This window comes from Actinokineospora sp. NBRC 105648 (assembly GCF_030269645.1).
Classification (GTDB): domain Bacteria; phylum Actinomycetota; class Actinomycetes; order Mycobacteriales; family Pseudonocardiaceae; genus Actinokineospora.
In genome coordinates this window covers 77741-101106 of record NZ_BSTR01000004.1, presented here as the reverse complement: position 1 = coordinate 101106, position 23366 = coordinate 77741, and the positions used below count along the sequence as shown (strand labels likewise).

The 23366-nt window shown below is 70.8% G+C and carries 20 protein-coding genes; 13 read left to right on the top strand and 7 right to left on the bottom strand.

Translation table 11 applies throughout. The features are described from left to right. Positions 1-64 precede the first annotated feature (64 nt). A complete protein-coding gene (locus QSK30_RS05355) occupies positions 65-1654 on the bottom strand; it encodes a dynamin family protein (RefSeq protein ID WP_285500045.1) in 1590 nt (529 codons plus the stop codon). Between the two features lie 198 nt (positions 1655-1852). On the opposite strand from QSK30_RS05355, the gene QSK30_RS05350 reads away from it, so the two are divergent. Then, entirely contained in the window at positions 1853-3004 is a 1152-nt protein-coding gene (locus tag QSK30_RS05350; protein WP_502871799.1) for a sensor histidine kinase, read from the top strand. Between the two features lie 31 nt (positions 3005-3035). Continuing rightward, positions 3036-3692 (top strand): response regulator, encoded by a 657-nt coding sequence (locus QSK30_RS05345; protein WP_285500044.1) that lies wholly within the window; start codon positions 3036-3038, stop codon positions 3690-3692. A gap of 257 nt (positions 3693-3949) precedes the next feature. On the opposite strand, the gene QSK30_RS05340 is transcribed toward QSK30_RS05345, so the two are convergent. Together QSK30_RS05340 and QSK30_RS05335 are read right to left on the bottom strand one after the other, a co-directional pair. Beyond that, complete coding sequence (locus QSK30_RS05340) at positions 3950-4852, bottom strand: SDR family oxidoreductase (RefSeq protein WP_285500403.1); 903 nt, start codon at positions 4850-4852, stop codon at positions 3950-3952. Between the two features lie 28 nt (positions 4853-4880). Then, the gene (locus QSK30_RS05335) at positions 4881-5459 is read right to left on the bottom strand and encodes a TetR/AcrR family transcriptional regulator (protein WP_285500043.1); all 579 of its coding nucleotides are present in this window, start codon (positions 5457-5459) and stop codon (positions 4881-4883) included. 256 nt (positions 5460-5715) lie between these two features. Here QSK30_RS05335 and QSK30_RS05330 point away from each other — a divergent pair, with 256 nt between their 5' ends. From QSK30_RS05330 to QSK30_RS05290, 9 genes are all read left to right on the top strand, one after another. After that, positions 5716-6660, top strand: a complete 945-nt coding sequence (locus QSK30_RS05330) for an ABC transporter ATP-binding protein (protein WP_285500042.1) — start codon at positions 5716-5718, stop codon at positions 6658-6660. A gap of 4 nt (positions 6661-6664) precedes the next feature. Then, positions 6665-7429 carry an ABC transporter permease gene (locus QSK30_RS05325; RefSeq protein WP_285500041.1) on the top strand — a complete coding sequence of 255 codons (765 nt, stop codon included), beginning with the start codon at positions 6665-6667 and terminating at the stop codon, positions 7427-7429. After that, positions 7429-8157, top strand: coding sequence for an ABC transporter permease (locus QSK30_RS05320; protein WP_285500040.1), 729 nt, complete (start codon positions 7429-7431; stop codon positions 8155-8157). Before QSK30_RS05325 ends, QSK30_RS05320 begins: the two co-directional genes overlap by 1 nt. 134 nt (positions 8158-8291) lie before the next feature. Further along, positions 8292-9251: an ABC transporter ATP-binding protein gene (locus QSK30_RS05315; protein WP_285500039.1), complete on the top strand. Its 960-nt coding sequence runs from the start codon at positions 8292-8294 to the stop codon at positions 9249-9251. Beyond that, positions 9248-9979 carry a hypothetical protein gene (locus QSK30_RS05310; protein WP_285500038.1) on the top strand — a complete coding sequence of 244 codons (732 nt, stop codon included), beginning with the start codon at positions 9248-9250 and terminating at the stop codon, positions 9977-9979. Before QSK30_RS05315 ends, QSK30_RS05310 begins: the two co-directional genes overlap by 4 nt. 169 nt (positions 9980-10148) lie before the next feature. Then, entirely contained in the window at positions 10149-10697 is a 549-nt protein-coding gene (locus tag QSK30_RS05305; protein WP_352231546.1) for a hypothetical protein, read from the top strand. A gap of 139 nt (positions 10698-10836) precedes the next feature. Beyond that, the gene (gene trmB / locus QSK30_RS05300; protein ID WP_285500401.1) at positions 10837-11475 is read left to right on the top strand and encodes a tRNA (guanosine(46)-N7)-methyltransferase TrmB; all 639 of its coding nucleotides are present in this window, start codon (positions 10837-10839) and stop codon (positions 11473-11475) included. Between the two features lie 78 nt (positions 11476-11553). Beyond that, complete coding sequence (locus QSK30_RS05295) at positions 11554-12576, top strand: nitric oxide synthase oxygenase (protein ID WP_285500036.1); 1023 nt, start codon at positions 11554-11556, stop codon at positions 12574-12576. Positions 12577-12600: 24 nt separating this feature from the next. Further along, entirely contained in the window at positions 12601-13932 is a 1332-nt protein-coding gene (locus tag QSK30_RS05290) for an amidohydrolase family protein (RefSeq protein ID WP_285500035.1), read from the top strand. Between the two features lie 646 nt (positions 13933-14578). Here the strand turns inward: QSK30_RS05290 and QSK30_RS05285 are convergent. The 4 genes from QSK30_RS05285 to QSK30_RS05270 form a co-directional block, all read right to left on the bottom strand. Then, positions 14579-15262, bottom strand: a complete 684-nt coding sequence (locus QSK30_RS05285; protein WP_502871794.1) for an SDR family oxidoreductase — start codon at positions 15260-15262, stop codon at positions 14579-14581. 160 nt (positions 15263-15422) lie between these two features. Then, a complete protein-coding gene (locus QSK30_RS05280; RefSeq protein ID WP_285500033.1) occupies positions 15423-17495 on the bottom strand; it encodes a PhoX family protein in 2073 nt (690 codons plus the stop codon). Positions 17496-17702: 207 nt separating this feature from the next. Beyond that, complete coding sequence (locus QSK30_RS05275) at positions 17703-18794, bottom strand: inositol-3-phosphate synthase (protein ID WP_285500032.1); 1092 nt, start codon at positions 18792-18794, stop codon at positions 17703-17705. Between the two features lie 71 nt (positions 18795-18865). Continuing rightward, entirely contained in the window at positions 18866-19411 is a 546-nt protein-coding gene (locus tag QSK30_RS05270; protein WP_285500030.1) for a PadR family transcriptional regulator, read from the bottom strand. Positions 19412-19665: 254 nt separating this feature from the next. Here QSK30_RS05270 and QSK30_RS05265 point away from each other — a divergent pair, with 254 nt between their 5' ends. Beyond that, positions 19666-20070, top strand: coding sequence for a DUF5318 domain-containing protein (locus QSK30_RS05265; protein WP_285500029.1), 405 nt, complete (start codon positions 19666-19668; stop codon positions 20068-20070). Positions 20071-20176: 106 nt separating this feature from the next. Continuing rightward, entirely contained in the window at positions 20177-23314 is a 3138-nt protein-coding gene (locus QSK30_RS05260) for a transglycosylase domain-containing protein (protein WP_285500027.1), read from the top strand. Positions 23315-23366 lie beyond the last annotated feature (52 nt).

Sequence of the window (23366 nt, the reverse complement as noted above, 5' to 3'; positions counted from 1 at the left end):
ATACCGCCCCCGGTAACGAGCAGGGTCTAGGTAGAGAACGACACAGGGTCGGATCTTCGCTAGGTCAGGATTGGGCTTTGAGTTGTTGCCAGATCAGGAAGTAGGCCCGGTGCACCACGTGCGCCACGCGGCTCTGGGCCGGCGTGGCGCCGAATGAGGCGAACGAGCGCCACCAGCCCGCGCGTTCCAGGGCGTAGGCCGAGAGCTCCTTGTGCGGGCGGCCCTTCATGCCCAGCTGCTCGCCCACCTCCGCGCTGCTGCCGACTCTCAGCACCTCTTCGGCCAGGTCGTCGGGCATGTTGACCGCGCCGGAGGTCACCAGGGTCAGCGCCTCCAGGAGGCGCAGTTGGTGGGCTTCCGGCTTGGCCAGCAGGACCTCGATCGCGTCGTGGACGCGCTGGCGTTCGCCCGGGTCGCCGGAGGCGTGCGCCAGCGCGGTGACCGAGGCCAGGGCCGCCGCCGCCTTGATGCCGTCGGCGCGGGCGCGGAAGACCGCGTCCAGGCGGGAGCGGACGCCCGCGAGGCCGGAGGCGTCGAGGAGTTTGCGGCGGAGGGCGCCTGCGGTCAGCTCGGGTTCGGCGCGCAGGGCGTCCACCGCGCAGCGGATGCCGTAGAGGTCGAGCTTCTCCAGCAGGCGCGCGCGGGTGCCGGTGGGCACGTCGCACTCCCAGCTGGTGAAGATGTCCGCCGAGATCAACATCGTGTCCCACACCGCGTCGTCGAGGTGGGAGAGCTGGCGCAGGGCGTCGGCGTCGGCGGAGGTGAAGCCGCCTGACTCGGCGGACTCGGCGATCAGGCCGATGACCGGGATGACGTCGGCGACCCGCGGCTTGAGCGTGGCCGCCTGCTTCTCGGCGAGCATCGTCGCCGCCTTCCACACGTCGCCGTCGCTGCCCGAGACCGACTCCGGGGTGATGGTGTCGGCCTTGTTGAGCACGGCGATGGCGTTGACCGGCCCGGCCTCGCGGCTGGCGGTGGCGGCGGTGAACGCGGCGAGGGCCTGCTGGTCGTCGGCGCGCACGCCCTGGGTGACCACGTAGAGCACCGCCTCGGCACCGGCGACCGCGTTGCGGGAGGTGTCGTCGAGCTCGTCGCCGTCCTCCTCCTCGGGTTCCTCGCCCTCGACGGCCTCGGCACCCGACTTGCGGTGCTTGGCGGCACCGAGCAGCTGCTCGGTGCGCTTGACCGAGGCCAGGTCGAGCGAGCCGAGGCCGGGGGTGTCGATCACCGTCAGGTCGCGCAGCACGGCGTTGGTCAGGTACGCCTCCAGGTGCGAGACCTTGTCGAAGTCGACCTCGAGGTCGTTGGGGATCATGCCGCCGACGTCGAAGGGCAGCACCTGCTTGCGGCCGTCGGTGAAGATCAGCTCGACCCGGTCGACGGTGCCGTACTGGAAGCGGGTGACCAGCCGGGTGCACTCGCCGACGTCGGTGGGCGCGACCCGCCTGCCGATCAGGGCGTTGACCAGGGTGGACTTGCCCGACTTGATCCGCCCGGCCACCGCGACCTGCAGCGGCGCGGACAGTCTGCGCAGCACCTCGCGGAAACCCGCCGCGGTGCGCGCGGACACCTGCGGCTGCAGGCGCTGGCACAGGTTGGCCACGGCCGCGGACAACGGCCCGGCCAGGTGCTGCTGCTCGGTCGCGGTCGACAAGCCGGTCCTCCCCTGGTGTCGGGACGAATCGTGCCATGACCGGCCCCGGCTGTGGCCGGAGTCGCCCGAACAGCCGCGTCCGCGCCGCTCAGCCTGCGGTCGCACCGGCAATGCGACGGCGGGGTGACGCGGTCGGACGGCACCGGTGCCTACGCTCACCTGGTGCGACGGCTGAGCATGTGGATGAAGAGGCACCCCATCGCCGGGGACTGCGTCATCGCGGCGGTGCTGGCCTGCATGGAGCTGCTCACCGTCATCAGCATGCCCGGCGGGGTGCAACCGGTCGCGTTCTTCCTCGTCGGCGTCGCGCTGCTCGGGCCGCTGGTGGTGCGCAGGCGCGACCCGCTGCTCTCGGCCTACCTGATCCTGGCCGCGGGCTTCGCCCAGCTGCTGACCCACTCCGCCGCGGCGCTGAACCAGACCGACGCGCGCATCCGGGTGGCCGACATCGCGCTGGGGATCTCGCTCTACACCGTGGTCGCCTACGTCGGGCGCAGGCAGGGCGCCCTCTACGTGCTGTGGCTGGCCGTCGGCGTCACCATCTGGGCGATCTGGCGGCTGGACATGCCCGCGGGGGTGCTGCCGACGCTGGTCATCGTGGTGATCTTCGCCTTCTGCTGGGTGCTCGGCGAGTTCATGGGCGCCCGCCGGGCCTACCACAGCGAGGTCGAACGGCGGCTGGACCTGCTGGAGACCGAGCGCGACCAGCAGGCCAGGATCGCCGTCGGCCAGGAGCGCGCGCGCATCGCCCGCGAGCTGCACGACGTGGTGGCGCACGCGGTCAGCGTCATCGTGGTGCAGGCCGACGGCGCGGCCTACGCGGTCCGCTCGCAGCCGGAGATGGCCGAGCGGGCGCTCAACACGATCTCGGCCACCGGCCGGGAGGCCCTCACCGAACTGCGGCGCCTGCTGGGCGTGCTGCGCAGCGACGACACCGAGTCCGACCGCGCCCCGCAGCCGGGCGCGCAGTCCATCTCGGACCTGGCCGAGCGGGTGCGCGCGATCGGCGTGCCGGTGCGTCTGGACCTGGCAGGCGAGCTGGACGACCTGCCCGCCGGTGTCGGCCTGGGCATCTACCGCATCGTCCAAGAGGCGCTGACCAACACGATCAAGCACGCGGGCCCGGGGGCGACCGCGGCCGTGCAGGTCACCCGGGTGGGGGACCGGGTGGAACTCGACATCACCGACCGTGGACCGGGCAGCTCCCGCAAGGGCCTCACCGCGGTGGGCGGCAACGGGCTGATCGGCATGCGGGAGCGGGCGAACGTGTTCGGCGGGACCCTGCAAGCGGGCCCGCACACCGAGGGCGGCTGGCGGGTCCGGGCAGTGCTCCCGGTGACCACCGCGTGAAGCCGCGGCTGCGAGGTCTACGTTGGGACGCGTGATCAGGGTTGTGCTGGTGGACGACCAAGAGCTGATGCGGGTCGGCTTCCGCATGGTGCTCGGCGCGCAAGAGGACATGGAGGTCGTCGGCGAGGCAGGCGACGGCCGCGCGGCGATCGAGCTGGCCGAGCGGCTGCGCCCGGACGTGGTGCTGATGGACGTCCGGATGCCGGTGCTCGACGGCGTCGAGGCGACCAAGGTGATCACCGAGAACGGCACCTCCAAGGTGCTGGTGATGACCACCTTCGACCTCGACGAGTACGCCCTGTCCGCGTTGCGCTGCGGGGCCAGCGGGTTCCTGCTCAAGGACACACCCCCGAGCCACCTGGTCTCCGCACTGCGCTCGGTGGCCAGCGGCGACGCGGTCGTCTCCCCGAGCGTCACCCGGCGGTTGTTGGACCGGTTCCTGGGACCCGGCGGCGGGGAGCTGCGGGACGCCTCGGTGCTCAACGTGCTCACCGAGCGGGAGCGGGAAGTCCTGGTGCTGATGGCCCAGGGGCTGTCGAACACCGAGATCGCCCGGAAGCTGTTCCTGTCCGAGGCGACGGTGAAGACCCACGTGGGGCGCGTCCTGTCCAAATTGGAGCTCCGGGACCGGGTCCAGGCCGTGGTGCTCGCCTACGAGACCGGCCTGGTCCGCCCCGGCGACGTCTGAGTCTTGTTTTGCGGTGGAACTGTTCACTCCGCTGTGGCGCTCGATTGGGTGGATTGGCTTTGTTCGGGGCCCCTAAGAGAAGAGGCGCCGGGGTGAAGCGGGTGGGAAAGGGATCACCCACGCCGGAACCAGGCTAGCGCCTCTTCTCTCCCCAAACAAAGCCAATCCACCCAATCGAGCATTTGCGCTGCCAAGTCGAGGTTGGCGGAACTCGGCCCTACCGATTTCCGCCTACCTATTTCCGCCTACCTGCTTCGCTACCGGTAGTTGGTTGCGTCCACTGTCTTCGGGTCCAGGCCCTTGGCGACCACGTCGTCGAACCAGCGGCCCCAGTCCGGCTGCGAGCCGTCGACGTCGGTGAAGCCGTACTCGCGCATCAACGTCCAGCTCGCCATGGTCTTGCCCGCGAAGCGGGAGACCGCCGGGTCCGCCGCCAATGCGGCGATCGCGCGGCCGAGGTAGCGCGGGGTCTCGGCCATGATGTAGTTGGGGTCCTTGGCCACACCCTCCCGCCAATTCTCCTCGGTCACGCCGAAGACCTCCAGCATCATTTCCGAGCGCAGGAATCCCGGGGTCACCGAAAGGCCGGTTGCGCCGTGCGCCTTGAGGTCTTCGCCCAGGACCCGGCCGATTGCCCGGACGCCTGCTTTGACCAGGTAGTACGGGATCCCGACGCCCCAGTAGTGGTCGTTGTCGCCGTCGGTCACCTCGATGACCAAGCCGCCTCGCTGTTTCACCACCAGCGGCAGCAGGCGGTGCAGGGCGATGATGTGGGTGTCCAGGCCGTTGTGCACCACCCCGAGTCCCTTGTCCAAATCGGACTCCCAGAGCGGGGTGCCGAACTCGACGAACGGGTCGCCGCCCCAGACGTCGTCGACCAGGACGTCGATGTGGCCGTGGTCGGCGGCGATCCGGTCGCGCAGGGCGTCCACATCGGACACGACCGTGAAGTCGCAGCGCACCGGGATGCCCTTGCCGCCTGCCGCGTCGACCAGTTCCGCGGTGTCCTCGATGGTCTCCGGGCGCTTCATCGGCGACGCGCTCGCCCGCGTCGTGCGGCCGGTCACGTATACCGTCGCGCCCGCCGCGCCGAGTTCGACCGCGATGCCGCGGCCGCAGCCCCGGGTCGCGCCCGTCACGACCGCGGCCTTCCCCGCCAGTTGCCCAGTCACCGTTCGTCCTCCCAGCTCACCTGCGGCCCCACGCCGTGAGGACCGCGTCGACGTCGTCGGACAACCGGTCCACCAGGCGCCCGTGCGGGCGGATGGACCAGTCGATGGAAATGCCGTTCACCAGGGACAGCAGCACGCGGGAGGCCAGGTCCTCGCCCGGTGCACCGGGCAGCAGCGGTGCCGCCCGGCGGAAAGCGCGCCGCAGTTCGTCCTGCATCACCTCGAAGTGCGTGCCCAACATGGCCCGCAGGTGCGGGTCGATCAGGTCGAACCCCAGCTGGCTCAGGTGGTTGGCGGCGCTCTCGGCGTCGCCGAGGGAGACGAAGGTGACCGTCGCGGCCGCCCGCAGGCCCGCCACCGGGTCGTCCTCGGCCTCCGCCGCCGTGCGCATCCCGACCGCGACCACGGCCGTCGCGTGCGCGAACAGCGCCCGCAGCAGCCCGGCCTTCGAGCCGAACCGCCCGCCCACGGTGCCGACCGACACACCGGCCTCGGCGGCGACCTGGGCCAGGGTGAACCCGGGTCCGACCCGGGCGATCACCTCGTGCGCCGCGTCCAGCAACCGCTGGTCGGTGATGGTCTTGGGGCGGGCCACGCCGTTATTGAAGCATGGTTCATTAACCCTGTCACCCCTATGTGGACCGCGCACCGGATCAGGGTCCACTCAGGGTGGTCACGGATTCCGCCAGCCCCAGGGCTGATGGAGGCTACCTCTGGAAGCTGACCCCGAGGGGCGACCACAGGACGACGCGGTGCGGCGTGCCGGGCGGGAAGTATTCGCTGGGTCAGCCGGGGGACGGGGCGCGATGGGGATGCGCGTCACACGAGGTACCTAGCACTAGGAGTACACCATGATCGAGGCAGTCGGCCTCACCAAGCGATATGGCAAGACGCTCGCCGTCGACAACCTGTCGTTCACAGTCCCGACCGGGCGGGTGACCGGCTTCCTCGGTCCGAACGGTGCCGGGAAGTCCACCACCATGCGGATGATCCTGGGCCTGGACACGCCGAGTGGGGGCTCGGCGCTGATCGACGGCAAGCGCTACCGCGACCTGCACCAGCCGCTGCGCACCGTCGGGGCGCTGCTGGACGCCAAGTGGGTCCACCCGAACCGGTCGGCCCGCGCGCACCTGGCATGGATGGCCAAGTCCAACCGGCTGCCCGCCAAGCGCGTCGACGAGGTGCTCGACATCGTCGGGCTCAGCGCGGTGGCGGGCAAGCGCGCGGGCGGCTTCTCGCTGGGCATGTCCCAGCGGTTGGGCATCGCCGCGGCGCTGCTCGGCGACCCGCAGGTGCTGCTGTTCGACGAGCCGGTCAACGGCTTGGACCCCGAGGGCATCCTCTGGATCCGCAAGTTCATGCACCGGCTGGCCGACGAGGGCCGCACGGTGTTCGTCTCCAGCCACCTGCTCTCGGAGATGGCGTTAACGGCGCAGGAACTCGTCGTCATCGGCCGCGGCAAGCTGATCTCGCAGAGCAGCACCGAGGACTTCGTCTCCCAGGCCACCGAGAACACCGTGCGGGTGCGCAGCCCGCAGCTGGGCGCGCTGCGCACGGCGCTGGGCCGCACCGGGGTGTCCATCCGGGACGAGGGCGAGAGCCTGATCGTGTCCGGGATGGACTGCGCCGACATCGGCGAGCTGGCCGCGCAGACCGGCACCGTGCTGCACGAGCTCAGCCCGCAGCGCGGTTCGCTGGAGGAGGCGTTCATGCAGCTCACCGGTGACTCGGTCGAGTACCACACCGAGATCGCCGAGGGCCAGGTCCCGGCGACGCTCGTGCCCGCGGGGAAGTGACGACATGACACTCCTCGCTGTCGAACGGATGAAGCTGTTCACCACCCGCTCGCCGTGGTGGTGCACGGTGGCGGCGCTGGCCGTGACGATCGGTTTCGCCGCGCTCATGGCGGGCACCGCGGACGCCCAGGCGCCGCTGACGGTGGCCGCCACCCAGTTCGGGTACAACTTCGGCCTGGTCGTGGTCATGGTCATGGCCGGCCTGGCGATCACCACCGAGTACCGCTTCTCCACCATGCGGGCCACCTTCCTCGCGGTGCCCAACCGCTGGTCGGCGCTGCTGGCCAAGACGGCGGTCGTGGCCGTGCTGGCCGGGATCGTCGGCGAGATCGCCGCGTTCGGCTCCTGGGGCATCGGCAAGCTGATCAAGCCGGGGGTCGACCTGACCCTGAACACCGCCTACGAGTGGCGCGCGGTCGCCGGGGTCGGCCTGGTCTACGCCGTCGCCGCGGTGGTCGCGGTGGCCGTCGGGGTGCTGGTGCGGCACTCGGCGGGCGCGATCTCGCTGGTGCTGATCTACAACTTGCTCGTCGAGGGCTTGATCGTGCTGATCCCGAACGTCGGCCCGAAGATCCACAAGTGGCTGCCGTTCAACATGGCCCACCAGTTCGTCACCGGCAACCCCGACCCGACCGGGCGGGACGTCAACTTCGGCCCGCCGCTCTCGGACGCCACGCTGGGCCCGTGGGCCGCGCTGGCCTACTTCGCGGGCTTCGCCGCGGTGCTGCTGGTGATCGCCCTGGCGGTCGCGAACCGGAGGGACGCCTGATGACCGCGCTGCTCGCCACCGAGCGGATCAAGCTGTTCACCACCCGCTCGCCGTGGTGGTCGATGATCATGACCCTGGGCATCACGGTCGGCCTGGCCGGGATGGTCGCGCTCACCCACGCCGGGGACCGCCCGCTCACCGTGGAGCACAGCCAGTTCGGCTCCCAGTTCGGCCTCATGATCATCACGGTGATGGCGGCGCTGGCGGTCACCACCGAGTACCGCTTCGCCACCATCCGCACGACCTTCCAGGCGGTGCCCAACCGCACCTCCATCCTGCTGGCCAAGACCGCGGTGGTCACCGGCCTGGCCGTGGTGGTCGGCGAGATCACCGCGTTCGGTTCCTGGGCGGTCGCCAAGCTGATCGACGGCGGCCCGGAGCTGTCCATCCGCGACAGCGGCGACCTGCGCATGGTCGCCGGGGTCGGACTCGTCTACGGCGTGGCCGCGGTCATGGCGGTCGCGGTGGGGATCCTGGTCCGCCAGTCGGCGGGGGCCATCTCGATCCTGCTCATCTGGCCGCTGCTGGCGGAGAACCTGGTCGGCCTGATCCCGCGGGTCGGCGACGACCTGCGGAACTGGATGCCGTACGTCAACGCGGGCCGGTTCCTCAACGGGGTCGACCCGGAGATGCCGCTGAGCGCGTGGGGCGCGCTGGCCTACTTCGCCGGTGTCGCCGCCGTGCTGCTGGGCACCGCACTCGTCGTCGCCAACCGGCGCGACGCCTAGACCAGCGGTCCGGCCGGTCATTCGGGGAACGGCCGGACCATCTCGGGGACGCGTGGGCCCGGGTCACCTTCGGGGGGTGGCCCGGGCTCGCGCACGTCCGGCGTCCGGTGGGCGAACGTGCCAAGATCGGGGCCATGATCGAGGCGACCGGTCTGACCAAGCACTACGGCCGCACCGTCGCGGTCGACAACCTCTCGTTCGGCGTCGGCGAGGGCCGGGTCACCGGTTTCCTCGGCCCGAACGGCGCGGGCAAGTCCACCACGATGCGGATGATCCTCGGGCTGGACCGCCCGACCTCCGGTGACGTGCGCATCGATGGCGAGCACTACCGCGACCTCAAGCGCCCGCTCACCACGGTGGGCGCGCTGCTCGACGCGAAGTGGGTGCACCCCAACCGCTCCGCGCGCGCCCACCTGCGGTGGCTGGCCGCGGCGAGCAAGCTCCCGTACTCCCGGGTCGACGAGGTGCTCGACATCGTCGGCCTCACGGCGGTGGCGAACAAGCGCGCCGGCGGCTTCTCCCTGGGCATGTCGCAGCGCCTGGGCATCGCGGGCGCGCTGCTGGGCGACCCGCGGGTGCTGCTGTTCGACGAGCCGGTCAACGGGCTCGACCCCGAGGGCATCCTGTGGATCCGCCGCTTCATGCACCGGCTGGCCGCCGAGGGGCGCACGGTGTTCGTCTCCAGCCACCTGCTCTCCGAGATGGCCCAGACCGCGCAGGACCTGGTGGTCATCGGCCGCGGCAAGCTGATCTACCAGGGCACCGTCGACGACTTCATCGCCAACGCCACCGAGAACACCGTGGTGGTGCGCAGCCCCGAGCTGGACCGGCTCACCGAGCTGCTGCGCGCCGACGGGGTCTCGCTGGTGGCCGACGGCGACGCGATCCGGGTGTCCGGTGTGGACAGTGCGGCGATCGGCGAGCTGGCGGCGGCCAACAAGATCGTGCTGCACGAGCTCAACCCGCAGATCGGCTCGCTGGAGGAGGCGTTCATCCAGCTCACCGGCGACACCGTCGAGTACACCGCGCACACCGACCAGCACACCGCGCCCGCTGAGCCCGCCGGGGCTACCGAGGAGGCACCGCCCGCATGAGCCTGCTGACCGCCGAGCGGATCAAGCTGTTCAGCACCAGGTCACCGTGGTGGTGCGGGCTGGCCGCCGTGGTGCTCCCGATCGGGTTCACCGCGCTGCTGGTGGGCCAGGCGAACGGTGGCCTTGAGGTGGGGGTGACGACCACGCAGGCCACGGCCAACCTCGGCCGGTCGGTGGTCATGGTGCTGGCCGCGCTCGCGGTCACCACCGAGTACCGCTTCTCCACCATCCGCAGCACGTTCCAGGCCACCCCCAACCGGATCGCCGCGCTGCTGGCCAAGACCGCGGTCGTGGCCGCGCTGGCGGGTGTGCTCGGCGAGCTGGTGGCGTTCGGCTCGTGGGGGGTCAGCAGGCTGCTCAAGCCGTCGGCCGACCTCGCGCTGGACTCGGCGGACGACTGGCGCTCGGTCGCGGGCGAGGGCCTGGTGTTCGCCCTGGCCGCGGTCCTGGCCCTGGGCGTGGGGATCCTGGTGCGCCAGACCGCGGGTGCGGTGGCGCTGCTGCTGGTGTACTCGCTGCTGGTGGAGAACCTGATCCAGCTGATCCCGACGGCGGGGGAGGACATCCACCGCTGGATGCCGTTCGTGGCCGCCGACCAGTTCATCGGGGTGGGCCAACGGATCCCGGACCCGGCGTTCGGACCGTGGGGTTACCTCGTCTACTTCGCGGGAATCTCCCTGGTGGTGCTCGCCGCGGCCCTGGTCACCGCCAACCGCCGCGACGCCTGAGGTCTTCCGACTCTGGCGCCGGGGCGCGGAGTTTCCTACAACAAGCAGAGGGATTAAGACCACGTTAAGAAGCTGTGAGGCCCCCCACAGCTTGCGGACGTCGCTTACGGTCCCGGGGTCAGATGGACACACGGACCCGTCTCGGAGCCCTTGGAGGTGGACCTTGACGGTGCTTGATTCCAGCGCCTCGAAGGCCCAACGCGGCCTGCACGTCGAACCCCTGATCGGCCTCGAATGGTCCGAGGCCCTGGAGCAGCCCAGCACCCCCGCGGCAGGCGCGCCCGGGCAGGCGCGCCGGGCCTGGGTGCACCGGGCCCCGGAGGCCCAGGTCCTCGCCCTCTACCGCGCGGCGGCGAGCGCCGAACCCGGCTTGCCCGCGCCGTGGTGGCTGCGCGCCGTCGCCGCGGGCAGCATGGGTTCCCGCCGCGAGGGCTTCGCGGTGGAGGACCGGGTCGCCAAGCTCCTCGACGCCCGCCCCGGCTGGATCTTCGTGCCGTGGGGGATCGACGGGGACACCGGCTACTGGGAGTACATGCCCTCCGAGCGCGCGTTGGCCGAGCCCGGGATGCCGACCACGCTGGCGCACACCCACCGCCACCCCGGCTGGGTGGACGTGGTGGCCGTGCACGCGGGCCGCCCGCCCGCGCCCATCGCCGTCGGCGGCATACCCGACCTGCGCGCCAACCTGTCCAGGCTGGAGTCCCTGCGCCCGGCCTAGGGCTGGGCGTGGTCGGGTCGGGTGGCAGGCTGTCCCCGTGACTTCGACCGACCCCACGACAGCGACCGACCCCGTGACCGGGGCCGACCAGGGACCGCCCAAGCGCACCGTCGTCAGCTTCGTGCACCGCGGTGGCCGGATGACCGTGGGCCAGGTGCGGGCCTGGGACCGGCGCTGGCCGGAGCTGGGCAAGCAGGTCGGCGAGCTGCCCGCCGGGCCGCTGGACACCGACTCCTGGTTCGGCAGGCGGGCACCGGTGCTGCTGGAGATCGGCTCCGGCATGGGCGAGACCACCTCCCGGCTGGCGCAGGCCGCGCCGGAGCTGAACTACCTGGCCGTCGAGGTCTACGAGCCCGGGCTGGCCCAGCTGATCCTGCGCGCCGAGGCGATGGAGCTGACGAACCTGCGGCTGCTGCGCGGTGACGCGGTCGTGCTGCTCACCGAGCACATCGCGCCCGGGTCGCTGGCCGCCGTGCGGATCTACTTCCCGGACCCGTGGCCGAAGAAGAAGCACCACAAGCGGCGGCTGGTGCAGCCGGAGTTCATCGCGCTGGTCGCCTCCCGGCTCGTCCCCGGCGGGACCGTCCACCTGGCCACCGACTGGGAGCACTACGCCGAGCAGATGCTCGAAGTGCTCACCGCGGAGCCACTGCTGCGCAACCAGCACGACGGCTGGGCGCCGCGCCCGGACTGGCGACCGGTCACCAAGTTCGAGTCGCGGGCCCAGGACGAAGGACGGATCAGTCGGGATTTGCTCTTCGAACGAGTGAAGGACTGACCGTCAGTCACCCATCCTCGCCGAGGACCACACGTCCGAGTAGTCGAGCTGAACTGCCCGGGTACCGATATCAGTGATGTGACCGCCCTGCGCGACGACCTCATCACCCCGGCTCCTGGCCGCCCGGTCGGCAACTCGCTCTACCACGCCGCGGAGCGGTTCCTGCGGATGTTCCACGGCGCCCGGCCCAAGGCGGGCCCGATCGGCGCCCGGCTGGCCAAGGTGCGCGCCGAGATCGCCGCCACCGGCACCTACCGGCACACCCCCGGCGAACTCGCGTTCGGCGCCCGGGTCGCGCTGCGCGAGAGCGGCTGGTGCCCGGAGGAGGTGCCCTGGCGCGGTTTGCTGGTGCGCGACCTGCGCGAGGTCCGCGAGCCCGCGGCGGTCGCCGCCGAGTGCGTGCACCACCTGCGGATGGCCACCAGCGGCGGCGCGGTGCGGCCGGTGGTGAGCGTGTTCGCGCCGGACTCGCCGTGGCGACCCGGGCCGCGCATCCGCAACGACCAGCTCGTCCGGTACGCGGGCTACCGCGAGGGCGAGCGCGTGCTCGGCGACCGCCGCTACCTCGACTTCACCACCGGGGTGTGCAGGCTCGGCTGGCGCCCGCCGGTCAGCCGCGGGCCGTTCGACCTGCTGCCGCTGGTGGTGGAGAGCGACGGCGTGCGGCTGTTCCCGCTCCCGCGCGACGCGGTGCTCGAGGTGCCGCTGCGGCACCCGGAGCTGCCCTGGTTCGCCGGGCTGGGCCTGCGCTGGCACGCGGTGCCGGTGATCAGCAACACCCGCCTGCACATCGGCGGCATCGACTACCCGGCCGCGCCCTACAACGGCGTCTACATCTGCCGCGCCATCGGCGAGGACGTGCTGGCCGAGGACGGCGCCTACGCCATGGCGGCGACCGTCGCGGCCAAGCTCGGCCTGGACACCACCTCCGAGCGCACCCTCTGGCGCGACCGCGTCGCCGTCGAGCTCAACCGCGCCGTCCTGCACTCGTTCGACGCGGCGGGCGTGCGCGTGGAGCACTCGGCCGAGGTGTACGTGCCCGCCGTCGAGTCCAGCGGGCACCCGGCGTTCCTGCGCCAGCTCCCAGCCCGCGGCCGCTGACCGGCGCGGTGGCAGGATCAGGCCATGAGCCTGCGCCTGCACGCCCCCGTCGTGCTGCCCTGCGACCCGTCCTGCTCGGTGCTGCGCGACGCCGTCGTCGACCTGGACGACACCGGTCGGATCATCCACTGTGGACCAATCAGCACGGCGGGCGAGTTCGACGGCGAAGTGCGCCGGTTGACCGGGATCCTGTTGCCGGGCCTGGTGAACGCACACGCGCACAGCCCGATGACGGTCCTGCGCGGGATGGGCGGCGACCTCCCGCTGATGCGCTGGCTCACCGAGGTCATCTGGCCCGCCGAGTCCCGGCTCAACGCGGCCGACGTCTACGCGGGCATGGTCCTGGGTTCGGTCGAGATGCTGCGCGCGGGCGTGACCACGAGCGCGGAGATGTACTTCCACGGCGAAGACGTGGCCAGGGCGACACTCGACACCGGTGCCCGCCTGGTGCTGGCACCCGCGATCATCGACGCCCCCGGCTGGGACTGGCGCAGCCAACTCGACGGCGTGAGCAGGTGGATCGACACCGACGGCCTCCGCTTCGGCCCGGGCGACCGCGTGGAACTGGGCTACGGCCCGCACTCGGCGTACACCCTCACCCCCGAGGTCCTGACCCTGGTCGGCACCGAGGCCCGCGCCCGGGGCGCGCTGGTCCAGATCCACGTCGCGGAGTCCCTGCAGGAGGACATCGCCCAACGCGCGGAACACGGCTCAGTACCCGCACTCCTCGAGAAGGCGAACCTGCTCGACGGACGAGTCCTGGCCGCGCACGCGGTACACCTGTCCGACGACGACATCGCACTGTTCGCCCGACGCGGGGTCGGGGTAGCGCACTGCCCGGGCTCCAACGCCAAACTGGCCTCCGGGATCGCCCGGGTGACGGCCCTGCGCGCGGCCGGGGTCCCGATCGGGCTGGGCACGGACGGGCCCGCCAGCAACGACGACCTGGACCTGTGGGAGGAACTGAGGCTGGCCGGGATGCTCGCCCGCGTGTCCACCATGGACTCAACAGCGCTCACCGCAGCCGACCTGCTGCTGATGTCCACCCGTGGCGGCGCAACGGCCCTGGGCCGAGACGACATCGGGTCACTGACCTTGGGCGCATGGGGGGATGTGGTGCACGTCGGCATCGACGACCCGGCGTTCGCGGCGGGAGTCGACGTGGCAGACGAACACCTGCTGTCGAACCTGGTGTGGACAGCAGGCTCCCGCACGATCACCGATGTCTGGGTGGCGGGGGAGCAGGTAGTGGCAGCGGGCGAACCGACACAGGTCGACCGTCGCGAGGCACAGGCAGCAGCGGGAAAGGTGACCCGACGCCTCACCGGCATCGAAGTCCCAGCCCTCACGAACTGACCCGGCCACAACACAAGGCCCAAGCCCAAGAACTCAACCCAATGCGGCGCATCCCTAAATCCCGAGCCCCATGCAGCCGCGAGCCACGACAATCCCTAAATCTCAAGCCCCCAACAGCCGCGAGCCGACACAATCTTTAGATCTCAAGCCCCACGCTACGCAACACCCGCTACGCCAGTGCTCGATTCAGTGGACTCACTTCGTGTGGGGGGAGAGTACCGCTAAACTTTCCGTGTGGTGGGGATGCCCTTCACCCGCCCTTTTTTCACCACCGCGGTGCTCTAGGGGCCCCGCACGAAGTGAGTTCACTGAATCGAGCGCCGTCTTAGTCGGGCAACCTGTATGGGCTACGCCCGGTTCATGAAACGTAGCTCATACGGGTTGCCCGACTAAGAGCGGGCTCGATCTGGCGAACTCCCTTTGCGCGGGGCCCCTAGAGCACCGCTGTGGGGAAAAAGCGTGGGGTGAAGGGCATCCCCACCACCAGGTCAAGGTTAGCGGCACTCCTCCCCCACACAAAGGGAGTCCGCCAGATCGAGCACATCCGTAACGGGTGTTGCGTTCCGCAGGGCTTAGGAATTAGGGATCAAGGGCAAGAGAACGGGCAAGAGAAAGGGAAGGGGAAAGGGAAAGCCAAGAGCACGATCTATCGGGTGGGGCGGGTGCGGAGGATGAGTTCGGTGAGGTGTGCGTCATCCGAGGCCAGTACCGCCGTCCGGATGGCAGTGGCGACCGATTCCGGGCGTAGGTAGTTGTCTGGCTGGTAGTCCCCGCCCTCGTCAGCGCGGACGATCTTCTGCATTGCCGTGTCGGTGCGGCCCGGGTAGATCGAGGTGACTCGGATGCCGGAGGTTTCCTCTTCCGCGCGCAGGACGTCGGCGTAGGCCCGGAGTGCGAACTTGCTGGCCGCGTAGGGACCCCAGCCCGCGTTGGCCGTTCGGCCCGCGCCGGAGTTGACCAGGACGACCTGGCCGCGTGCGGAGCGCAATGCCGGTAGGAGCAAGCGGGTCAGTTCGACGACCGCGATGACGTTGACCTCGTAGGTGGTGCGCCACAGGTCGGCGGTCGCCTCGGTGAGCGGGCCGACCCGGGCCACCCCGGCCGAGTGCACCAGGACGTCCAAAGAGGACAGACCGGAGGTGCCCGCGGTGAGCGCCGCCGGGTCGGTCAGCTCGACTGGCCACGGTCGGGCGTCGGGCAGTTCGTCGGCCAGGGCTTGCAGTGCGACCAGGTCGCGACCGCCCAGCAGCAGCGAGTGGGTGTCGGCCAGCGCGCGGGCGGTGGCGGCGCCGATGCCGCGGGACGCGCCGGTGATCAGGGCCAGGGGCATGGCGCCCAACCTAGCCGTGTGCCCGCTGTCGGATCGACAGCGGGCACACGTCGCTCAGCGGTCGGGCACCGGGCAGGCCGGGTGTTCGACGAGTCCGCTGCTGGACAAGGCTTCCGTTCCCAGCGGACGCACACCTCGACCGGCCCAGTGCCCGGCATGCTCAGTCGCCGACTCGGCAGCCGGACTTCCAGATCACCGCGACCGACGGGCGCGGCTGCGAGGTGCCGCCGTCGGGCCAGTGCGCGAGCGGGTTGTCGGCGCTGGCGCCGTCGAGCTCGCCCGGGTGCTGGACCGACACCAGGATGAAGTCCTCCTCGACGACCGGGCCGCAGGTCTCGGCGCCGACCGGCACGGTGAGGAACTGCTTGAGGTGACCGCGCTCGCGGCCCTCGGTGGGCACCGCGAACAGGCCGTCGTTGGAGCCCAGCGCGTTGCCGTCGGTGGCGATCCACAGGTTGCCGTAGCGGTCGAACGCGACGTTGTCCGGGCAGGAGATCGGGCTGACCTGGGTCTTGTCGTAGCCGCCGAAGTAGGTGTCGGGCGAGGTGGGGTCGCCGCAGACCAGCAGCAGGCGCCAGGCGAAGGTGGTCGCGGTGTGGTCGCCGCGGGCCTCCTCCCACTCCAGCACGTGCCCGTGCCGGTTGCCGTTGCGCGGGTTGATCTCGGTCGGGCCTTCCTTGCCCGGCTTGCCGCGGTCGGTGTTGTTGGTCAGCGCGGCGTACACACGGCCGGTCACCGGGTTGGGCTGGACGTCCTCGGGGCGGTCCATCTTCGTCGCGCCGACCTTGTCCGCGGCCAGGCGGGTGAAGACGTAGACCTCCTCGGCGGTGAAGCCCTCCACGAAGGACTCGTTGCCGGAGACCAGCTTGATCCACTTGCCGGAGCCGTCGAAGGCACCGTCGGCGGGCAGCTTGCCGGTGCCATCGAACTCGGTGGCCGGGCTGTCGCCGGTGAACTGCGCGACGTAGAGGGTGCCCTCGGTGAGCAGCTTCTTGTTGTGCGCGCGCGTGTGGGAGCTGTTGCCCGGGCGGTAGCGCTCCTTGGAGACGAACTTGTAGATGTAGTCGAAGCGCTCGTCGTCACCGAGGTAGCACACGACGCGGCCGTCGCGGGCGACCTGGATGGTGGCGCCCTCGTGCTTGAACCGGCCCAGCGCGGTGTGCTTCACCGGCGTCGAGTTCGGCTCCAGCGGGTCGATCTCGACGATCCAGCCGTGCCGGTTGAACTCGTTGGGGTCCTTCGACAGGTCGAAGCGCGGGTCGAACCGCTCCCACTTGCGGGTGCTCTCACCCTTGGGGGTGCCGTAGCGGGCGATCCGCGGCACCGCGACCGGGTCGGTGACCTTGTCGCCGTTGCCGAAGTAGCCGTTGAAGTTCTCCTCGCCGGAGAGGATGGTGCCCCATGGGGTGACCCCGCCCGCGCAGTTGCCGAAGGTGCCGAAGACCTGGCGGCCGGTCGGGTCGACGGTGGTGCGCAGGAACTGGCTGCCCGCGGCCGGACCGGTGAACTCGAACTTCGAGGTCACCGTGATCCGCCGGTTGTACTTGCGGTCGAGCCTGGGCAGCAGCTTGCCGCTGCGCCGCTCGCGGTCCACCCGGACCACCGAGAAGCCGTGCCCGGCCCAGCCGATCTTGACCTGCTCCTCGGTCGGGGTCGCGGCGTTGTACCCCTTGAACATGAACGACTCGGTCGTGTACTCGTGGTTCGAGCCCATCAGGTACGAGTCGTGGTCGAGCGGGACCAGGCCGCAGAAGTCGTTGTTGTAGCCGAACTGCTTCGCCTGCGCGGCGGCGGTCTGGTTGTCGAAGTCGAACGCGGGCGCCCCCGGCAGCACCGCGTCGCCCCAGCGGATGACGACCGCGGACTGGTACCCGGCGGGCGTGACGATCCGGTCCTCGCGGTTGGGTGCGACGGCCTCGAAGTTCAGCCCGCGCGCGGGCCTGCCCGGGCGGTGGCGCTCGGCCCCGGCGGCATCGACGGGCGCGGCGGCGGCAGCGGTGCCGGTGGCGGCGACACCGGCCCCCGCGACGGCCAGCACGGCCCCCGCCTTCAACATGCCCCGACGGCTGACGATCGAGCGGACGACATCGCCGAAGTAGGCGTTGTCCGAGCTGTTGGGCGCCTCGTGCGAGCAGGCGTTGGCGCAGCGGTACTCGCAGGTGACCGAGGACCTGCCGAGCGGGTGGTTCGGGGGCAGCAGCGGCAGCGAGATCCGGCCGTCGGTGGGGGACACATGGCCTCCGGGAATTCGGGCAACGTGGTCAGTGGGAACGGCGTGACCGTAGGAGCCGCAAACCAGTTAAAGCAGACATTCACGTGAACGGCGAGCGAACACCCCAGCGGCACACCCAGGTCGTCGCGATGCGCTGCCGGACCGTGACGCCCCGGAACGCCGAGAGCCGCCATCCGGTGCGGATGGCGGCTCTCAGGTCGGTGCGGCTCAGCGTTCGACGTCACCGCGGATGAACGCCTCGACGGCCTCGTAGGCGTCGTCGTCGGCGTACTGCTCGGGCGGCGACTTCATGAAGTAGCTCGACGCGGACAGGATCGGCCCGCCGATGCCCCGGTCCAGCGCGATCTTCGCGGCCCGGACCGCGTCGATGATCACGCCCGCGGAGTTGGGCGAGTCCCAGACCTCGAGCTTGTACTCCAGGTTCAGCGGGGTGTCGCCGAACGAACGGCCCTCGAGCCGGACGTAGGCCCACTTGCGGTCGTCGAGCCACGGCACGTGGTCCGACGGGCCGATGTGCACGTCCGCCTTGGCCATCTCGTGCGGGATCTGCGAGACGACCGACTGGGTCTTGGAGATCTTCTTCGACTGCAGGCGCTTGCGCTCCAGCATGTTCATGAAGTCCATGTTGCCGCCGAAGTTGAGCTGGTAGGTGCGCTGCAGCTCCACCCCCCGGTCCTCGAACAGCTTGGCCATCACCCGGTGCGTGATGGTGGCGCCGACCTGGGACTTGATGTCGTCGCCGACGATCGGCAGCCCGGCCGCGGTGAACTTCGCCGCCCACTCGGGGTCCGAGGCGATGAACACCGGCAGCGCGTTGACGAAGGCCACGCCCGCGTCGATGGCGGCCTGGGCGTAGAACCGGTCGGCGTCCTCGGAGCCCACCGGCAGGTAGGACACCAGCACGTCGACCTCGGCCTCGCGCAGCGCGGCGACCACGTCGGCGGGCTCCTCGTCCGACTCGGTGATCATCTCGCGGTAGTACTCGCCGAGGCCGTCGTAGGTGTGGCCGCGCTGCACGGTGACCCCGAGCGGCGGCACGTCGCAGATCTTGATGGTGTTGTTCTCGCTGGCCACGATCGCCTCGGACAGGTCGCGGCCGACCTTCTTGGCGTCGACGTCGAACGCGGCGACGAACTCGATGTCGCGCACGTGGTAGTCGCCGAACTGGACGTGCATCAGGCCGGGCACCCGGGCGGCCGGGTCCGCGTCGCGGTAGTAGTGCACGCCCTGCACCAGCGACGCCGCGCAGTTGCCGACGCCGACGATGGCCACCCGCACGCTCTGGCGGTTCTCGCCCATGCCGGTTCTCCTTCTCGTTTCAAGCCCCGCCCGCGCGGGGTCTCGTCACAGGCGCCTCGCCTGCCTGACGGTCAATCGGTGGGATCGCGCTGTTCGCTCTGCTCGTGGGCGATCAGCTCGTTCAGCCAGCGCACCTCGCGCTCGCTGGTCTCCAGCCCCAGCCGGTGCAGTTCCCTGGTGTAGCGGTCGATCTGCTCGCCCGCCCGCGCCATCGAGCTGCGCAGGCCCTCGCGGCGCTCCTCGACCCGGCGCCGCCTGCCCTCCAGGATGCGCATCCTGACCTCGGCGGGCGTGCGGGAGAAGAAGGCCATGTGGATGCCGAAGCCCTCGTCGTCCCAGGTCTGCGGACCCGCGTCGGCGAGCAGTTCGGCGAAGTGCTCCTTGCCCTCGGCGGTGAGCTTGTAGACGCGCTTGCCCCGCCTGCCCCACGACCGCGACTCCGCGTCCGGCGTCTCCTCCACGATCCACCCGGACCGCAGCAGCCGCCGCAGCGTCGGGTAGAGCGAGCCGTAGGAGAACGCGCGCAGCGTGCCGAGCAGGTCGTGCAAGCGCTTGCGCAGCTCGTAGCCGTGCATCGGGGCCTCATGGAGCAGCCCGAGGATCGCGAACTCGAGCACGGGCACCTCCTCAAGACGAGGCACGATGTAGGAGTGACCTACTGGCCACTTATATCGTGCCGATACATCAGCAGGGTTGCCAACTCGGGGGCGTGTGTCAATCACCACGCAAACGCCGCAGGTGGTGGGGTTTGGCGGTCGACCGGGCATCGCCGCCGGTCAGCGGTCCGCAGGTCACGAATGTGATCCACGGTGCATGTCGGCTGGACCAATCGGCTCACCGCCGTGATAACGCCGCCGCGTAGGCTGTCGGCGTGCGAACGCAGCGGCAGGTGGTCGACTACGCGTTGCAGCGCCGGTCGCTGCTCGCCGAGGTCTACTCGGGTCGGGTCGGCACCAACGAGGTGTGCGACGCGAACCCGTACCTGCTGCGCGCCGCGAAGTTCCACGGTCAGCCGACCGAGGTGACCTGTCCGGTCTGCCGCAAGGAGCACTTGACCCAGGTCAGCTGGGTGTACGGCGACGAGCTCAAGCACGCGTCCGGCTCGGCCCGCGCCCCCGAGGAGCTGGCCAAGATGGCGACGACGTTCGAGGAGTTCACCGTCTACACGGTCGAGGTTTGCCGGACATGTTCCTGGAACCACCTGGTGCAGTCATACGTCCTGGGATCGGGGGGCGTTCGCACGCCCAAAACCCGCCGGAGGACGGCAGCTGAGTGATGTGCCTGCGAGACTCGGTCCCCAGCACAGGCCACATCACCACCGCCGCCGCGCATGACCACCGAACGAAGCCCCGGACCGGGGCGATCGGTCTGGGAGGCTTTTCGTGAACGACCATGACGACCAGCGGCGACGACAAGAACCGGAGTGGCCCACCGGCGACGACCCGGACGCGGGGAAGGCGCGTGCGGGTCAGCAGCAGTCCGGCGAGGAGCGCACCGGGTTCTGGAGCCCGCTGTGGGAGGACGAGGGCGACGGCCCGGCGGGCGACGGCGGTCCCGCGGGTCCCAGCGGCCGCGGCGGTAGTGGCGGCGCCGGTAGCGGCGCGGGCACTCCCGGTGGCGCGACCCGAGCACCGCACGGCGGACCCGACGGCGGCGCGCCGCGTGGACCCGGCGGCCCCGGCGGCGGGCGTGGACCCGGCAGCGGACCCGCGGGTGGACCCGGTGCCGCGCCGCGTGGCCCAGGCGGGCCCGGCCCGGTAGGCGCGACCGGTGGACCTGGTGGACCTGGTGGCAGGCCCGGCGGACCCGGCGGCCCGGGGATTGGCGCGGCCGGTGGACCCGGCGGCCCAGGGGTGGGCGGCCCCGGCGGAATCGGCAACGGTGGCCCCGGCCCCGGCAACGGCAACGGACGTGGCCCCGGCGGCCCGAACGGTGGGCCCGGACGTGGCCCCGGTGATCAGGGCGGCCCGGTCCAGGGTGGACCCGGCGGCACCCGGCGCGGCCCGAACGGCGGACCACCGCGTGGGCCCGGCGGTCCCGGTGGCCCCAACGGTCCTGGTGGGCCCGGCGGTCGCGGTCCCGGCGGCGCGCCCGGACTGGCCATGGGCCCCGGTGGGCCCAACGGCCCCCGGCAGGCACCCCCCGGCGCGACCACCGCGCTGCCCGTGCCCGGCCGCGGCGGCGACCAGACGACGGTCGCCCTCCCGCCCGCGGGCAAGCCGGTCCGGCCGCAGGTGCCCGAGGACCCGACGGTCTTCATGCACAAGACGCCCGGCCAGGCGCGCTCCGAGCCGGAGCTGCTGACCCACCGCGAGCCGGAGTTCGACGACTACGAGGAACCCGTCGCCAGCGGTGCGCAGGGCACCGGCGACGACGACACCGGTCCCACCGAAGAAGAGTCGAAGACCATGCGGCGCAAGAAGATCTGGCGACGGGTGCGGCGCACCTGCTACGTGCTGCTGATCCTGGCGATCATCGGCCCGGTGCTGGCGTTCTTCATCACCTACCAGCTCGTCGACGTGGACAACCCGGCCGACGTCGCGCGCGACCAGGACAAGGTCGTCACGCTGCTCTACGCCAACGGCGACGAGATGGCCAAGATCGCCGACGCGGGCGCCAACCGGGTGCTGCTCAACCCCGAGGACATCCCCGACGACATCAAGCACGCGGTGTACGCGGCCGAGGACCAGAGCTTCGAGACCAACGCGGGCTTCGACATCAGCGGCATCCTGCGCGCGACCTGGAACCAGGTCACCGGCGGCGAGGGCGGCGGCTCGACGATCAGCCAGCAGTACATCAAGAAGGCCAGTGGCGACGAGGACCCCACGCTGCGGCGCAAGTGGGTCGAGGTCGTGAAGTCCTACAAGATGAACAAGACCTACGACAAGAAGTACATCATCACCGCGTACCTGAACACGATCTACTTCGGTCGGGGCGCGTACGGCATCGCGGCGGCGGCCAAGGCGTACTACAACATCGACGACCTGCACCAGGTCACCAAGTCGCAGGCCGCGCTGCTCGCGGGCATGATCCAGTCGCCCGCGCGGTCCAAGGACCTGCCCTACCAGCAGGGCCGGTGGGAGTTCGTCACCAACCGGATGATCGCCAACAAGTGGATGGTCGAGGCCGACCGCGGCCAGTTCCCGGCACCGGTGGCGCTGGAGACGACCAAGCCGGTGTCGCTGAACGGCCCGCGCGCGAAGTTCCCGGAGCTGGTGCAGGACGAGCTGACCAAGCTCGGCTACTCCGAGGAGAAGGTCAAGAAGAACGGGTACCGGATCACCACCACGATCGACCCCCGGGCCCAGCAGCTGGCCGAGGAAGCGGTCAAGAGCGGGATGGACGGTCAGCCGGAGAACCTGCAGCCCGGCCTGGTGGCGGTCGACCCGAAGAACGGCGCGATCCTGGCCTACTACTCGGGCCGCGACGGCAACGGCATCGACTGGGCGGGCGCGCCGCAGGAGCCCGGGTCCTCGTTCAAGCCGTTCGACCTGGTGGGCCTGCTCAAGGAGGGCAAGGGCCTCGGGGAGACCTACGACAGCTCGGACATCACCGGCAGCAACGGCGGCCCCCGGGTCAAGAACGCCGGGAAGACGACCTGCGGGGTGCAATGCCCGGTCGCGCAGGCGATGAAGGAGTCGCTGAACACCGTCTTCGTCCGGATGGTGGTCAAGGACGTGCACCCGCCGCAGGTGGCCGAGGCGGCCAAGGAGGCCGGGGTCGCCAGCGACCTGAGCAAGGCGGCGCTGGACAGCAACATCGCCATCGGCGGTGGCAACACCCGGGTGAGCACGCTGGACATGGCCACCGCCTACGCCACCTTCGCCTCGGGCGGGGTGCGCAGGCCCGCGCACATCATCGCCAAGATCCAGTACCCGGACGGTGCCACGGTCTGGGAGGCGGGCGCCGAGCCCACCTACCAGGAGACCCTGGCGTTCACCCCGAACGACCCGGACCAGAACCAGAAGATCGCCCGCAACGTCACCGAGGCGCTGCTGCCGATCCCGAAGTACTCGCACGTGGAGTGCGCCAACAACCGGCTCTGCGCGGGCAAGACCGGCACCCACCAGTACACCGACCGCACCGGCACCGAGACCAACGACAACGCCAAGGCGTGGATGGTGGGCTACACCCCGCAGATCTCCACCGCGGTGTCGCTCAGCGGTGAGAAGGGCGCGCCGGTCCGCGACGCGGGTGGCAAGCCGATCTCCGGTGCGAACGGGCCCGGCCGGATCTGGCAGAAGTTCATGAACTCCTACCTGCAGGGCGCGCCCAAGGAGACCTTCGGCCGGTTCGTCCCGATCGGCCGGGCGGAGCCGTCGATCGCGCCGAGCAGCTCGGTGCGCCCGACCACGCCGCCCAGCAACCCGGCGCCGACCAGCGAGTCGCCGCCGCCGGTCACCACGACGACCACCACGCCGGAGGACACGCCGACCACCACGACCACGACCGGCAAGCCGACCAAGACCCGTCCCACCGCCACCGGGACGGACATCCCACTACCGGGACAGGGCGGTTAGCGGTACCGCGGTGTAGATCAGCGAGGCCGGGGACGACGTCCCCGGCCTCGCG